Origin of the sequence: Flavobacterium daemonense (assembly GCF_007341385.1) — a bacterium.
GTDB lineage: Bacteria > Bacteroidota > Bacteroidia > Flavobacteriales > Flavobacteriaceae > Flavobacterium > Flavobacterium daemonense.
Genome location: NZ_VJYD01000012.1, coordinates 44,844 through 58,196 on the forward strand (window position 1 = coordinate 44,844; position 13,353 = coordinate 58,196).

Below are 13,353 nucleotides of genomic sequence, written 5' to 3' on the forward strand. Positions count from 1 at the left end.
TTGTCCCGTAGGGACTATATATTATTCTGCAAGACTTTTAATAATTCAAATTAACACCAAAACCAATTCCCATATCACTATCATAATGTGTTGTAATTCCGAAGTTTCTTCCGGCAATATATTTTAGGCCCGCCATATATTCTTTGTCTGTATTCCACATTAAATTCATTCGCAAGCGTCGCGAAAGCGGAATATCTTTTCGTTCAAACTGAACTCTCACATTTCCATCTGTAAAGACTTCAAGTTGCGCTTTTACAAGCATTGGCAAAGTATATTCGGCTCCAATGCTGAAGACAGATCGATTATCTTTTGTATTCTTTTGCCCAAAAAGATTTTGTTCCTGTTCGTCCATTCCCATTTTTCGGTAACGCCAATCAAAACCTATAAAGGGCATAAACCATTGCATTTTGCCAATGTATCGTCCAATGTGCGTTTCGGTTTCATAACCATGACTATCGTTGTAACCCAATCTCCATTCGGTTCCAATGCTCCAGCGGGTATTGCTGTACATCGCTTCTCCGTCATTTCCGTTTGTAGCAAAATCATTTTCGGCCATAAAATGAAACATTCGGTCATCCATTTTTAACATTTTATACGCCATTTCAGGGTGATGAATCAACGGATTGGGTGCCGAATTTTCATAACTAAAAATCCTTCCCATTCCCGCCATCATGTGATATAATATATGACAATGAAAAAACCAGTCACCATCTGCATTTGCTGCAAATTCAATCGTGTCAGTTTCCATTGGCATAATGTCAATTACATTTTTAAGTGGAGAATAGTCGCCATGTTCATTTAAAATCCTAAAATCATGCCCGTGCAAATGCATTGGGTGGCGCATCATTGATCCGTTATACAATACAATTCGGACGTTTTCTCCTTTTTTAATTAGAATTTTATCTGTTTCAGAAATTACTTTATTGTCTAAACTCCAAACATACCGATTCATATTTCCTGATAATGTAAAACGTAATTCTTTTACCGGAGCGTCTTTTGGAAGATTTGTCTTAAATGGAGATTTCAACATTCCATAATTCAATGTAATAATTTCGGAAGTTGAGGTAGAATCATTTGACATTTCCATGTTTTCCATATTGTGCATTGAATGATCTTCTGCTTTTGCAGCTTCTTCTTCGCCTGAAATTTCTGGATACATTACGGCATTCATGTCCATTTTGTTCAAAGACATATTCATTCCCATATCATTCATTTCGCCGTTCATCTTCATCATATCGTTCATCATTTTCATTCCTTCAAAATATTTTAATTTCGAAAGATGTTTGACAGGTTGTTTCATTCCTTCGCCTAAAAATAAAGAAGCAGATCCTGTTCTGTCTTCGGCTGTAGCCAAAAATGCAAAGGATTTTTTATCTTCAGGAATCGTAACGACAACATCATAAGTTTCAGAAACGGCAATAATCAAACGATCAACATCTACAGGTTCAACATCATTTCCATCGCTGGCCACAACAGTTATTTTTCCACCGCCGTACGTCAGCCAGAAATAACTGGAAGCACCTCCGTTTGCAATTCGCAATCGGACTTTATCGCCTGCTTTAAATTGCGAAAGCTGGTCTTCATTTTTTCCGTTGATTAAAAACTTTTCGTAATAAACATCACTTACGTCCATGGCACTCATACGTTTCCATTCGTTTGTGACTTTGGTTGAAAATTGCCCTTTTTGAATCGCTTCAGAATAACTTTGTGTTGTCCCTTTTTTTATAGCAAACCAATCATTCGCATTATGAAGCATTCGTTGTACGTTCTCTGGTTTCAAATCGGTCCATTCGCTTAGAATAATTGGAACAGTCGGCAAATCATCAATACCTTTTCTAAAAGTCGAATCGTCTTTCTTTTTATTAATAATGAAAAGTCCGTATAAACCAATTTGTTCCTGCAATCCCGAATGGCTGTGATACCAATAGGTTCCGTTCTGAATTATTGGAAAACTATATTTATGTGTCGTTCCTGGCTTAATAGGCATTTGCGTCAAATATGGAACGCCGTCTTCTTTATTTGGAAGAAATAATCCGTGCCAATGCAAGGCTGTATCTTCGTTTTTAAGTTCGTTGTGTACATAAATTTCGGCAATATCTCCTTCGGTAAAAGTCAAAGTCGGCATCGGAATTTGGCCGTTTACTGCAATTGCCCTTTTTTCTTTTCCCGAAAAATTGACAATTGTATCGCGAACGTATAAATCATAACGAACTACTTTTTGAGCCTTTAACTGAAAAGCGATTAAAAATAAAAGAAGAATATATTTGATTTTCATGATAAATTATAATTTTAAAATAGTTGAGTCAAATTGAACACAGTTTATTTTAACACATAGAAACATAGATTTTTGTGACTAAAAAAGAGCATAAAAGAAACTAGTTTCCACACATAGCTCTATGTGGATTGTAACAAGTGAAACGTCTTTACGCACAATGCAAAACTATGTTTCTATGTGTTGGAAATAATTGCGTCCCAACTTACAATTTTAAATTTCGAAGTCGCAACGCATTCACTATCACAGAAACCGAGCTCAGACTCATTGCCAGCGCGGCCAACATTGGCGAAAGCAAAATCCCAAATACCGGATATAAAATTCCTGCCGCAATTGGTACCCCCAAAGTGTTGTAGATGAAAGCAAAAAACAAATTCTGTTTGATGTTTTTCATTACAGCGTGACTCAGATTTTTAGCTTTAACAATTCCGTTTAAATCGCCTTTTACAAGGGTGATTTTAGCACTTTCGATAGCAACATCAGTTCCAGTTCCCATCGCGATTCCAATATCGGCTTTGGCTAAAGCCGGAGCATCGTTAATTCCATCGCCTGCCATCGCTACAATTTTTCCTTCCGCTTGCAAACGTTCAATTTCTCGCAATTTATCTTCAGGAAGGCAATCGGCTTTAAAAGAACTTAAATGCAATTGATTGGCAACTGCTTTTGCTGTGTTTCCATTATCTCCGGTCATCATTATGACTTCGACGCCTTGATTAATCAAATTTTTAATTGCTTCGACGCTGTTTGTTTTTATCGAATCGGTAATAGTTACGTAACCTGAAACTTTATTATTGACTGCGATGTAGGAAACGGTTTTTCCTAAATTTTGTTCTGCTGTAATTTTGTTTTCGAAATTATCAGAAATTGAAGCATTTATTTGTTCCATTAATTTTTTATTTCCCAATGCAATTTTTGAATTATTTACGGTTCCGAGAACTCCTTTTCCGGCAATTGCTTCAAAATCTAGAACTTCAAGAAGAGTGATATTTTTAGCTTTCGCAAAATTGACAACGGCTTGCGCCAAAGGATGTTCGCTATGCTGATTTAAGGAAGCAATGTTTTGCAACAGAAAATCTTCATCATTATTTATAGCGTAAACTTTTTCTACAGATGGTTTTCCTTCGGTAATGGTTCCGGTTTTATCGGTTATCAAAACATCGATTTTATTCATGTTTTCGAGTGCTTCGGCATTTTTTATCAAGATGCCAAATTGCGCGCCTTTTCCAACGCCAACCATAACCGACATTGGTGTTGCCAATCCTAAAGCACAAGGACAGGCAATAATTAAAACGGCAATGGCATTTATTAAACCATAAGTATAAGAAGGTTCTGGACCGAATTTTGCCCATAAAATAAAAGTCAAAATAGAAATGGCAACAACCGTTGGAACAAAATATTTTGCAACGCGGTCAGCGAGTTTTTGAATTGGCGCTCTGGAACGGCTTGCGTCGCTGACCATTTGAATAATCTGTGAAAGCAATGTTTCTGAACCTACTTTTTCGGCAATCATAACAAATGATTTGGTTCCGTTTATCGTTCCAGAAATTACATTGTCATCTCTTTTTTTATCCACCGGAATGGGTTCTCCGGTAATCATCGATTCATCAATACTGCTTTCTCCATTTGTTATTTTTCCGTCAACGGGAATTTTTTCACCAGGTTTTACGCGCAGTAAATCGCCTTTTTTTATATCGTGAATAGAGATTGTTCGATCATTTCCGTTTTCTACTAAAGTTGCTTCGGTGGGAGCGAGTTTTAATAATTCTTTTATAGCATTGTTGGTTTGTCCGTGTGCTTTTGCTTCTAATAATTGTCCCAATAAAACCAAGGTTATAATAACTGTTGCAGCTTCAAAATAAAGATGAATAGTTCCGTGATGTGATTTGAATTCGGCAGGAAAAATATCAGGAAAAAACATTCCGGCAATACTGAATAAGAAAGCAACACCCGTTCCGATTCCGATTAAGGTAAACATATTGAGGTTCCAAGTAATAATCGATTTGTAAGCACGAACAAAAAACATCCAGCCAGCATAAAACAAAACAGGAATTGAAAATAAAAACTGAACCCAATTCCATTTTTCAACCGACATCAAAGAATAAAGCGGATTATTCGGAATCATTTCTGACATGGAAATAATGAAAATAGGAAGTGTAAAAAATATCGCAATTTTCATTTTTCTCAATAAATCCAAATACGTTTTGTTTTCTTCTTCTGAAGCTTGCACCGGAACCAAATCCACACCACAAATAGGACAGTCGCCTGGTTTATCTGAAACAATTTCAGGATGCATTGGGCAGGTAAATTTTGATGTATTTATGACAGCTTGAGGTACTAAATCCATTCCGCAAACGGGGCAATCTCCAGGTTTGTCGTATGTTTTGTCACCTTCGCAATGCATCGGGCAATAATAAACTCCAGTTGTATTTTGTGGCAGAACAACTTTTTTTTGATGATCATGATGCGAATGCTCTTTTTTAGAGGAACAGCATGATTTTGGTGCTTCTTCCGAGTTTTCAGAAGTTTTCATTTCAATTGTATAGTTTCCTGCAGCGGTTAAAGCCTTCTGAAGTTTTTCTGTTGTAACATGATTGTCCATTGTAATCGTCGCTATTGCAGGATCTAACGTAACTTCTGCGTGAATGCCGTCGACTTCGTTTAGTGTTTTTTCGACTTTGGTTCGGCAACCGTTGCAAGACATTCCTGAAATTATATATTGATGAGTCATTGTTTTATCTTTTAAAGTATCACAATGCAAATTTCCGAAGTAAGGTTTACAACGGTTTGTAGAATTTTGAGAATGATTTGTAAGATTTACTAAAAGCGTTTTTTTAACCGCAAAGGACGCAAGGTTTTTTTATATACTGGGTTTCATAGAAAATGGAAGGTTTGCAAAGCTTTGCCTTACAAACTGTGTGAGTAAATTTTTGTTATTCAAAAAACAGCATGATTTTTGTATCTTTGTAATAATAAAAATAAGATTATGACAACTATAACCATAAACGAGCGAACAAAAGCAGGCAAAACTTTGCTGGAACTTGCAAGGTTGTTAGCAGTTACAAATAAAGGAGTAAAAATTGAGGAAGAAGAAAGTCCATACAATCCTGAATTTGTTGCTGAGATAGAGAAACGATATGCAGATTATAAAAGTGGAAAATCTAAAAGTATAACCGTTGATCCTAGTGATATATGGGGAAGTTTAGGGTTGAAGTAATTCCGGAAGCTAAGGCAGAAATTTCTAAACATTTAAAGTCAGGAAACCAATCCAGTATAAAAAAAATTGCAAAAATTTTAGAAGAACTTAGTGAAACTCCATTTGAAGGCGTAGGAAAGCCTGAAGCACTCAAACATAAATTTTCAGGATTTTGGTCTAGAGAGATAAATAAAAAAGATCGACTTATATATAATGTTGAGGAAGAAATTGTCACAGTTGTTGTGATTTCAGCAATGGGACATTATTCAGATAAATAAAAAAACGTGCTAATAAATTTAGCACGTTTTTATTTTGTAGAAAATTCGGATTACAAATTCTCGATCTGAATTCTGTTTTTATCTTTCAATTGTTTGAAAGAAGTAGGAGTAAAACCCGTAATTTTTTTGAATTGATTGCTTAAATGTGCAACGTTGCTGTAGTTTAAAATATCGGCAATTTCGCTTAATGAAAGTTCATTGTAAATTAAAAGCTCTTTTACTTTTTCTATTTTCTGACTAATGAAGTACTTCTCGATCGTTGTGTTTTCAATTTCCGAAAACAAATTGCTCAGCGAATTATAATCTTGGTTGAGGTTTTCGGCTAAATAATCAGATAAGTTGATTTTAAGTTCGCCGTTTTTATGATGAACCAAATCGACAATAAGATTTTTTATCTTTTCAATTGTCTTGCTTTTTTTGTCATCAATTAAGTCAAAACCAAGATTTTGAAGGTTTTTAAGTAAAATTTCCTTCTGTTCTTCTGAAATATTTTCTTTAAGTTCAACTTCACCTAATTCAACAGAAATAGCATGAAGTCCGAGTTTTTCCAACTCAGACTCCACAACCATTTTGCATCGAGCACACACCATGTTTTTGATGTAGAGCTTCATATTTATTTGATGGTTTCAACCACGTTTCCGCAAGTCAGCATCGAGGAACCGTAGTACGGATTCTTAACTGCTTTTTCTTTGCTTAACCAGTCAGCATCAGCCATTGGACAATATTGTTTGTAAATTGGCTGGTCCGGACTTGATACTTTTATAAGATCATAAGTACTTTTTGAAAGCGATTTGAAAGTCTCACGCTGTTTTTTAAGATCTGTAGTTGCCGAAATACTTTTGGCATCAGAAGAAAGTTTTTTCATCACTTTCATCCAAACTGTATGTTCGTTGCTTTTTAGTTTGTCCATTTTTACTGCTGTGATTGCAGTAACCAAATCTTTGGCTTTCGCCGAAGTCAGTTTACTGTCGCTTTTAATAAGTGCGTCTTTTACATTAAAGTAAGCGTCATAAACAGCTTGAAGCTGTGTAGATTCTGCAATTTCAATTGCGCTTTTTTCCGTTTTTGAAGTATTTGCCTGAATCGCATTTGCAGAAAATAATATTGTGATTACTGCTGCTATAGTTGTTATTGTGTTTTTCATTTTTATAAAATTTTATTTAAAAGGATTTTAGTTTCCTAAATTAATTTTTAGATTTTTCATTGCGGACTTTGCGTAAACCCTTGCGCTCTTTGCGGTTAAATTCGACGCAAATATGACTGTTAGAAATAGAATTACTTTATTTTTGGCGGTGCCCAAATAGAAACAAAACCATCTGAAAGAGTGCTGTTTTTGTAATATGCTATAGGTTCTTTGAAAGTCAAATTAAAAACAGTATTTGTAAATTCAATTTCGCTTTGATTTAAAAGACTAAATTGTAATCCGGAAGTTGTACAGCCCGAATGATCGCATTTTCCACTGCATCCTTTTTTAGAATGTGAGTTTTTTTGGCAACAATCTTTCGTACAAGAATCTTTTTTTGAAGAAGCTTTCTTTTCGCAAGAAACTTTTTCAGACGATTTTTCACACGCATAACTTGCCGTTGACATCAAAGAGAAGCCAAAAGTCAAAATAAGTAGTAATATGTGTATTTTTTTTGTCAACGAAAATCAGTTTATCATACAAATTTAGATAAAAAATCCAAGTCTAAAGTTCTTTTAAGATTTCAATAACTAAAGCTTTTTGAAATCTGTTGGTTTCATATTTTTTCTTTTTTTGAAGTAATTCGACAAATGGCTTTCATCCGTAAAACCAAATTCATAAGCAATTTGTTTGATTGGCAATTGATTGTTTTGAATTCGTTTTTCAATCAAAGTTGTGCGCAAATTATTAATGTAATCGCGATAACTTATAGAAAATGTCCTTTTGAAATAAGCACTGAAATAAGTAGGCGCAATATTAAAATGTTCGGCAATTACTTTAATCTGAATCAGTTTTGGCTGATAAACATTTTGATGAATGTAATTGGCGATTTGCTCATTATCAAGATGGGTTGATTTCAATTGCAGATTCATGCCTCGAATGGTTTCTTTTATCAATCCAAAAATCGAAAGAATCTGATAAAAAACAATTGGCGACGTCGTAACATCAATATATTGATCGTAAGTAAGGATGTTTTCGACTGTATTTTTTAAAATCGTTTTACATGGATCATCAAATTTTAAAACAGTTTCTTTCAGGATTTTGTCGCGCATAAAACTTTCAGGCGTATTTATTAAGAATTCGTCACAGGTAAGATTCTGTTTTGAATTGAAATAATTGTCTGTGAATTTGATATAAACAAAACGGGTGTTTTTTTTGATGTCGAAATAATGTTCATCTTCTGGCGAAATCACAAATAAATCTCCAGTTTTATAAGGAAGAAGATTTTTGTTGAGATTATGAATACCGCTTCCTTTTTTTATGTAGATAATTTCATAATACGTATGCGTGTGCGGCGGAAGATGGAATTTCTCATCTTCAAATTCATGAATGACTAAAGTTTCAAACTGATTTAACTTCGGCATAACTTAAATTTACAATTTTATGTCACAAATATACAATTTATTTTGCGGTTAACGGTGTTAAATTTGCATCATAGAAAATACATTCCTTTCTATTGAAATCAAAATGAAAAAAAGTCTTATAGCCTTGTCTTTAGGAGGCTTAACTATTGGAATAACCGAATTTGTTATGATGGGCCTTTTGCCTGATATTGCTTCAGATATGAAGGTTTCGATTCCCGTTGCAGGATATTTAATTTCATCATATGCGTTGGGCGTTGTTATTGGCGCGCCATTATTAGTAATCTTAGGAAGAAATTTTCCGCCAAAGAAAATGCTTTTATTACTAGCATTGATGCTGACGGTTTTTAATTCGCTTTCCATCATTGCGCCAAGTTATAATTGTTTGTTTGCTTCAAGGTTTCTTTCTGGATTGCCACATGGCGCCTTTTTTGGAGTTGGAGCTGTAGTTGCGAGTCGTTTGGCCGATAAAGGAAAAGAAGCGCAGGCGATCTCGATTATGTTTGCCGGTTTAACATTGGCTAATTTAATTGGTGTGCCAATTGGTACTTATATAGGACACCATTTTATTTGGCGTTATACCTTTATATTAATTGCTTTTGTGGGATTGCTTACTTTTTTGTTCATTTCTTTATGGATGCCAAAATTGGAGAAAACCGGAAATGTGAATATGAAAACGCAACTTTTATTCTTTAAGAAAACCGAAGCTTGGTTGATCATCGGAATCACTGCGATTGGTTTTGGAGGTTTGTTTGCATGGATCAGTTACATTGCGCCGCTATTAATAAATGTTTCTAAGTTTTCGCCAGAAGATGTTTCGTATATTTTAATCCTTGCTGGCCTCGGAATGGTAGTCGGGAATTTTGCAGGCGGTAAATTGGCCGATAAATATTCGCCGGCACCCACTGTTTTGGCTTTATTGTTTATTATGGTGATTGATTTGCTTTTAGTTTACACTTTCTCATTTAATCAATATGTTTCTTTGTTTTTGACCTTTTTAACAGGCGCAATCTCTTTTGCAGTAATTGCACCTATTCAAATGCTGATGATCAAAACCGCGAAAGATGCTGAGATGATTGCATCGGCAGCACTTCAAGGAAGTTTTAATATAGGAAATGCTTTGGGCGCTTTTCTGGGCGGACTCCCTTTGGCGGCTGGTTACGGTTTTGCTTCTCCTAATCTTATAGGTGTTGCTATGGCGGTAACGGGAATGATAATTACGGTAGCTTTAATGCAAAAACACAAATCAAATTTGCAGCTTCAAAAAGCTTAAAAGATAAATCACTTTTTTGTAAACCCTTAAAGTTAATCACTTTAAGGGTTTTTTTGTGTCTTTTTTCGAGCGAAATTCTACTTGTATCAGTTTGTATTGTAGGAATTGATTGGTTTATTCTGAGGTGCTGTATTCTTGGTTAGATATAGAACATCATTTTTTATGGTCTTGCAAAATCGATATTATTTTTTCATGTAATCGATTGTTTTTTTGATAAAATCGAAAGAAATTAATATTTGTCAATAATATAATTAGTATTTATTCATATTATAAATTACATATGTGGTATAAAAAATTGCTTTTATTTTTGATATGTAATTTTTTTTAGCAAATTTTTATGAAAATTAATTTTTTATATAAAAAAAATATCTATGTTTGTGTAATCGATTACATGATTTGATTTTTTTTGATTCCAAATTGTTTTTTTTAAACGAAATCGATTGAAAAACCTTGCTGTTGCTGCGTTTTCATGAATTTTAAAGCCACTTAAACATATATAATTAGAATATCAAAACCACATAAATTACCATTAACCATTTAATAACTTAAACAATAAACCATGAACTTTAAAGAATTATTAAACAAAGGAGCAAACTATTGCTTCACCCTTGTTTTCTTATTGTGCTTGCTTATGAGTAGTCAGGTAAATGCACAGACTGCTACTGTAGAAGGAACCGTTAAGGATGCTGCCGGACTTTCGTTGCCGGGAGTTAATGTACTTGAAAAGGGCACAAAAAACGGTGTTTCTACCGATTTTGACGGACACTACAAGATCAAGTTGACAAAAGCGAATGCTGTCCTTTCTTTTTCATTTATCGGATTTTCATCTAAAGAAGTACCTACAGCAGGAAAAACTAAAGTGGATGTGTCTTTAAGTGAAGATTCTAATAACTTGAATGAAGTTGTTGTAATTGGATATGGTACATCAAAAAAATCTGATTTAACAGGTGCTGTTGCAACATTTTCTGGAAATGAAGTTCGTAAAATCCCTGTTCCTAACGTAGCAGAGGCTTTAACAGGACGTATTGCAGGGGTATCGGTGACATCTTCAGAAGGATCGCCTGATTCGAATATCCAAGTTAGAATTCGTGGAAACGGATCTTTGAGCCAAGATGCATCTCCATTATATATCGTAGATGGATTTCCAGTAAACAGTCTTAATGATATTTCTTCTTCAGATATTGAGACTATGACAGTATTGAAAGATGCTTCATCTACAGCGATTTATGGTTCTAGAGGAGCTTATGGAGTTATTATTGTTACTACTAAAAAAGGTAAAGACGGTAAAATAGCAGTAAACTTCAATATGTTTTACGGAATGAAGCAGATGGCAAATACTATTCCTGTTACATCTCCTGAGGATTATGTGAAATGGCAATATGAATATGCATTGCTTGACCAAACAGACAAAACTATTTTGAGTAATCCAAGTTCTTACACAAAATATTTTGGCAACTGGCAAGATTATGACCAATATAAAGGTATGAAAGGTAACGACTGGCAAAAACAAGTTTTTGGCCGTACAGGCGAAGTTCAAAGTCGTGACTTATCTGTTCGTGGTGGATCTGATAAAATAAACTATAGTTTCAACTATGCTCATTATGATGAGAAAGCAATTATGTTGGGATCAGACTTCAACAGAAATAACTTGTCTCTTGCTTTAAACAGCAAAGCTTCTGATAAAGTTGACTTAAGTTTTACAGTTCGTTACTCAGATACACAAATTAATGGTGCTGGTATGAACGAGCAAAATGAGGTTTCATCAGCAGATTCTCGTTTGAAAAATATTGTTGGATATGCTCCAATTCCGGTTCCAGGTTTAACTACTGACGATACAGATGAAGCTGTTGCGGCAAATTTAACGCACCCTTTTGTTGCTATTACAGATAATAACCGTCAACAATTTAGAAAAAACTTTAATACATTAGGAAGTTTTTCTTGGAAATTGACTTCAGATTTAGTGTTTAAATCAGAGTTCGGTTTAGACAACTATAACTACCAAGATTACCGTTTCTACGGACGTACAACTTATTATGTAAAAAATAATCCAGCGGCAGAAAGACAAAATATGCCTGCTATGATTATGATGGACAGAAAAGATACTCGTTTTAGAAATGCAAATACGTTAAATTATGATTTGAAAAAATTAGTTGGAGAAAATCATAATTTGAAATTCCTTTTTGGAGAAGAAACTATCAACTACAAAAGAAATGACCTTACAAGTACAATTCAAGGTTATCCATTATCTTTTGAATTAGATGAGGCGATAAAATTAACTTCTCAAGGTACGCCAATTTCAGTTGATAATTTTTATTATCCAGATGACAAACTGCTTTCTTTCTTTGGACGTGCAAATTATGACTATAAAGACAAATACCTTCTTACTGCGACTTATCGTGCCGATGGATCAAGTAAATTTTTAGGTAGTAATAAATGGGGATTCTTCCCAGCGGCAGCAGCAGCTTGGAAAATTTCTGGAGAAGAATTTATGAAAGATGCTTCTTGGATCAACTTGCTTAAATTAAGAGTAAGTTATGGTGAGGCTGGAAACAATAATATTCCTCCTGGACAAATGGTTCAGAGCTTCATTTCTTCTACTTCAACTTGGATTAATGGTGTTGATAATTTCTGGGCAGCTTCTAAAACAATGGCGAATCCAGATTTAAAATGGGAAACTACAGTTACACAAAATATCGGTTTAGATTTTGACTTGTTCAAAAACAAAGTAACAGGATCTGTAGAGGTTTATAAAAATAAAACAAAAGATTTATTGATGCTTTTCCCAATTTCTGGAGGTTATGATAACCAATACAGAAATATGGGTGAAATTCAAAACAGCGGGGTTGAGGCAACTTTAAACCTTAATATTATTGAAAGAGAAAAGTACGGTGTAAGCGTATCTTTCAACTCGGCATTTAATACTAACAAAATCAACTCACTTGGAGTAATGAGTAACTTTACTGCGGCATCTGGATGGGCTTCTTCATCAATTACTGGAGATTATTTAGTTAATGTTGGACAGCCATTAGGTATCATGTACGGATATAAGAGCGATGGACGTTATGAAGTAAGTGACTTTGATTATGCTGGTGGAGCTTATACTTTAAAAACTGGAGTGCCAGATGGTTCTACAGTGGTTGGTAAAATGCAGCCAGGTGCTATGAAATTAAAAGATATTAATGGCGACGGAAAAGTAAATGCAAGTGACATGACTGTTATTGGAAATGCAAATCCAAAAAGCACTGGTGGTATGGTGTTGAATGCAAATGCATACGGATTCGATCTTTCTGCTGCTTTCAACTGGAGTATTGGAAACGATGTTTACAATGCAAACAAAATTGAATTTGCTTCTTCAATCCCGAATGGTCAATATAGAAATTTAAGCACTGACATGGCAGATGGAAAAAGATGGACAAATCTTGATCCTTCTACAGGACAATTAGTGACAGACCCTACACAATTAGCGGCGTTAAATGCAAACACTACAATGTGGTCTCCTTATATGCCTCGTTATGTTTTCAGTGATTGGGCAGTTGAAGACGGATCTTTCTTAAGACTTAATACTTTGAGTTTGGGTTATACAACTCCAAATTCTTTAACTTCTGCTTTAGGAGTTTCTAAGTTGAGATTTTATTTTACGGCTAGTAATGTTTTTGTTTGGACTAACTATTCAGGTCCAGATCCAGAATCTTCAACTAGAAGAAGCACGCCTTATACACCGGGAGTTGATTATTCAGCTTATCCGAGAAGCAGACAGTTGATCTTTGGTCTAAACCTTAATTTTTAATTCAGT

At 34.6% G+C, this 13,353-nt stretch carries 10 protein-coding genes; 4 read left to right on the forward strand and 6 right to left on the reverse strand.

Annotated features, from left to right (window positions below):
- Positions 1-37: 37 nt before the first annotated feature.
- Positions 38-2,275 (reverse strand): multicopper oxidase domain-containing protein, encoded by a 2,238-nt coding sequence (locus FND99_RS15105; RefSeq protein WP_144338780.1) that lies wholly within the window; start codon positions 2,273-2,275, stop codon positions 38-40.
- Positions 2,276-2,477: 202 nt separating this feature from the next.
- Positions 2,478-5,000 (reverse strand): heavy metal translocating P-type ATPase, encoded by a 2,523-nt coding sequence (locus tag FND99_RS15110; protein WP_144338781.1) that lies wholly within the window; start codon positions 4,998-5,000, stop codon positions 2,478-2,480.
- Between the two features lie 255 nt (positions 5,001-5,255).
- On the opposite strand from FND99_RS15110, the gene FND99_RS15115 reads away from it, so the two are divergent.
- A complete protein-coding gene (locus tag FND99_RS15115) occupies positions 5,256-5,486 on the forward strand; it encodes a DUF2683 family protein (protein WP_144338782.1) in 231 nt (76 codons plus the stop codon).
- A complete protein-coding gene (locus tag FND99_RS15120) occupies positions 5,462-5,743 on the forward strand; it encodes a Txe/YoeB family addiction module toxin (RefSeq protein ID WP_144338783.1) in 282 nt (93 codons plus the stop codon). Before FND99_RS15115 ends, FND99_RS15120 begins: the two co-directional genes overlap by 25 nt.
- A gap of 50 nt (positions 5,744-5,793) precedes the next feature.
- On the opposite strand, the gene FND99_RS15125 is transcribed toward FND99_RS15120, so the two are convergent.
- The 4 genes from FND99_RS15125 to FND99_RS15140 all read right to left on the reverse strand — a co-directional run bounded on the left by FND99_RS15125 (position 5,794) and on the right by FND99_RS15140 (position 8,290).
- Complete coding sequence (locus FND99_RS15125; RefSeq protein ID WP_144338784.1) at positions 5,794-6,354, reverse strand: AraC family transcriptional regulator; 561 nt, start codon at positions 6,352-6,354, stop codon at positions 5,794-5,796.
- Positions 6,355-6,356: 2 nt separating this feature from the next.
- A complete protein-coding gene (locus tag FND99_RS15130; protein ID WP_144338785.1) occupies positions 6,357-6,887 on the reverse strand; it encodes a DUF3347 domain-containing protein in 531 nt (176 codons plus the stop codon).
- Between the two features lie 131 nt (positions 6,888-7,018).
- On the reverse strand, positions 7,019-7,387 hold the full coding sequence (locus FND99_RS15135) for a hypothetical protein (RefSeq protein ID WP_246074226.1): 369 nt from the start codon (positions 7,385-7,387) through the stop codon (positions 7,019-7,021).
- Between the two features lie 69 nt (positions 7,388-7,456).
- Complete coding sequence (locus FND99_RS15140) at positions 7,457-8,290, reverse strand: AraC family transcriptional regulator (RefSeq protein WP_144338786.1); 834 nt, start codon at positions 8,288-8,290, stop codon at positions 7,457-7,459.
- A gap of 103 nt (positions 8,291-8,393) precedes the next feature.
- Here FND99_RS15140 and FND99_RS15145 point away from each other — a divergent pair, with 103 nt between their 5' ends.
- Positions 8,394-9,560, forward strand: coding sequence for an MFS transporter (locus FND99_RS15145; RefSeq protein WP_144338787.1), 1,167 nt, complete (start codon positions 8,394-8,396; stop codon positions 9,558-9,560).
- Between the two features lie 559 nt (positions 9,561-10,119).
- Positions 10,120-13,347, forward strand: coding sequence for a SusC/RagA family TonB-linked outer membrane protein (locus tag FND99_RS15150; RefSeq protein WP_144338788.1), 3,228 nt, complete (start codon positions 10,120-10,122; stop codon positions 13,345-13,347).
- Positions 13,348-13,353: the final 6 nt, after the last annotated feature.